The sequence below is a fragment of the Paraburkholderia sp. Ac-20342 genome, from assembly GCF_017104985.1.
In the GTDB taxonomy this organism is placed as follows: Bacteria; Pseudomonadota; Gammaproteobacteria; order Burkholderiales; family Burkholderiaceae; genus Paraburkholderia.
Genome location: NZ_JAAGPQ010000204.1, coordinates 1 through 1,924 on the forward strand (window position 1 = coordinate 1; position 1,924 = coordinate 1,924).

The window sequence follows — 1,924 nt, forward strand, 5'->3', positions numbered from 1 at the left end:
TGGCGAGGGCGGCCGGCGCGGCTTCATGGCGGCGAGCGCTCAGCCGAGGCCGGCCGCGACCGCGCGGGCTTCGTCGTACGCCTGCGCAAAGCCGAGATAGACCGGCTTGCCGCCCGTGCGCATGCGCATGAAGAGCCGGTGCTCGACCTGATACTTGACGTTGCCGATCGCCAGCGCGCCGATGCCGATCGCGCCCGCGTTCGGCACGCCGTCGATCGGCTTGCCGTCGTTCATCACGTTGACGCCGGCAATGCCTTCGGGCGGCACCGCGTTGACGTCGGCGGCGACGAGCAGGCGCTTCGCATGCGCGAGATCGCCGCTGCCGATCACCTGCACGCCCGCGACGGCGGTGGCGAGCACGATCTCGGTCTCGGCGAGCGCGTCGCGCAGTTCGTCCGGCGTCGTGGTGCCGATGCCTCCGGTGACGATGCCGAAGCGCTGGTTCAGTTCGGCCGAGGCGTGCAGCGCGCGCTGGCGGTCGTGGTGGCTCGCGATCGTCACGTCGGCGCCGCGCGAGGCCGCGATCGCCGCCGCGATGCGCCCGACCGCGCCGGTGCCGCCGAGAATCAGCACGCGCTTGCCGCCGAGTTCCACGCCGTGCTGCTTGCCGAGATGCCGCTCGACCAGCGCGACGAGCGCGGCGGCGGTCGTGTACGAGCCGCTCGGATCGGCGAACACCGAGACCTCGAACGGCGGGACCATCGCGCGGCGCGCGGTGTCGAGCATGTCGGCGGCTTGCATCACATCGCGTCCGCCGATGAAGATGCCGGTGCGCGATACGCCTTTCGGGCCGCGCGAAAAGATCGCGTCCTGGGTCAGGTTCGCGACCATGCCGGCCTCGACGCCGCAATACGGCACGATGACCTGATAGCCGGCGTCGGCGGCCATGTTGACGTCGAACGGACTCATCTGCGGCGTGGCCGTGAACATGTGCAGGATGTAGGGCCTTTCAATGGTTTCTGACATGACGAGGGCTCGTTTCAGTGGCAATTTCGTGGACGGCGCGGTGTCGGGCGTGACAGCGCGCGCGATATGGGGCGTGGCGGCAGCGCACAGGCCCGGTTGGCGGCGCGTACACCGCGCTCGATGGCAGCGGAGACGCCACCTGGACCGGCAGCACCACCGGCCCTCCGGCGCGTAGCGTGCACAGTGCGCGCATCATGCGGCGTCGATGCGCGGCGCATGCGCGTCGGCCTCGCGGATCGCCGCGCCGCTATTGCGGCCCGCGACAATGGCGCATTCGAGGTGCGGCATGCCGCCTGCCGCCGCGCGCGCGGTGGCGAGCGCGGCGTCGGCCTCGCGGGCATTGGCGAGGATCGCAAAGCCGGTCGGTCCCCACGACGTCTGACCGATGCCGGCGACGCGTTCGGCCGCGACCGCGCGCAGCACGCGCTCGACGTCGGGGCTCGCGAACACGCCGCCTTGCGCGCTCGCGAAATATTCGCCGATGGTCTGCTGCATTTCGCTGAGGCCGCGCGCGAACGGCGCGAAGTCGTGCTCGGCGACGCTGGGCAGAATCCGCATCAGCACGAGGTGGCACAGGTGCGCGGCAAGCCGCTGCGGGAACGGCGCGAGCGAGGCGAGCGCGCGCCGCTCCTGCGCGCCGTGCAGACCCTCGCGGGCGTTGTCGCTGACGAGCAGCACGCGCCATGACTCCGGAAACGGCTGGCGCGAGAGCAGCGGCGGCATGCTCTGGCGCAGATCGCCGGCCGGCCCGCCGTCGAGCAGCAGGCCGCCCGAATCGAAGCCGAGAATGCCGATGCCGGAGCGCGCGCCGCGGCCGAGCAGGCGTGCGAGTTCGGCGCTCGTCGCCGGCTGGCCGGCGAGGCGCTCGAACGCGGGGATCGGAAGAGGACACGTCTGGACTCCAGTCAAACTCGTGTAGCTCGTATGCCGGCTGTGGCTTGAGAAAAAAAAAAAAACA

At 70.9% G+C, this 1,924-nt stretch carries 2 protein-coding genes; both read right to left on the reverse strand.

Annotation, left to right across the window (positions count from 1 at the left end):
* Nucleotides 1–39: 39 nt before the first annotated feature.
* Nucleotides 40–966 (reverse strand): NAD(P)-dependent methylenetetrahydromethanopterin dehydrogenase, encoded by a 927-nt coding sequence (locus G3N58_RS33750; protein ID WP_206001359.1) that lies wholly within the window; start codon nucleotides 964–966, stop codon nucleotides 40–42.
* A 192-nt stretch (nucleotides 967–1,158) separates the two neighbouring features.
* Nucleotides 1,159–1,924 (reverse strand): beta-ribofuranosylaminobenzene 5'-phosphate synthase (locus G3N58_RS33755; protein ID WP_241017355.1); only part of this gene is annotated, 766 nt, incomplete at its 5' end.